The organism is Alkalicoccobacillus porphyridii (assembly GCF_007293315.1).
Lineage (GTDB): Bacteria > Bacillota > Bacilli > Bacillales > Bacillaceae_D > Alkalicoccobacillus > Alkalicoccobacillus porphyridii.
Genome location: NZ_VLXZ01000347.1, coordinates 1 through 249 on the forward strand (window position 1 = coordinate 1; position 249 = coordinate 249).

Consider the following 249-nt stretch of genomic DNA (forward strand, 5'->3'; position numbering starts at 1 on the left):
ATATTCACATGAATCATTAAATTATGCGGATTCAAATCCAGGTAAAATAAAATTTACGCCTGGTGGAGTAGGGCGCAATATTGCACAAAACCTGGCGTTGCTGGGTAACAAAGCCTGGCTACTGAGCGCAGTAGGCAGTGATTTTTATAGTCAATCGCTGCTAACGCAAACCAATCAATCTGGCGTTTATGTCGATAAATGCCTGATTGTGCCGGGAGAAAATACGTCTAGTTATTTATCATTACTCGA

At 41.0% G+C, this 249-nt stretch carries 1 protein-coding gene; it reads left to right on the top strand.

Going from position 1 to position 249, the window contains the following annotated elements:
- A partial coding sequence (locus tag FN960_RS24530; protein WP_260682108.1) for a PfkB family carbohydrate kinase occupies nt 1-249 on the top strand: 249 nt, incomplete at both ends.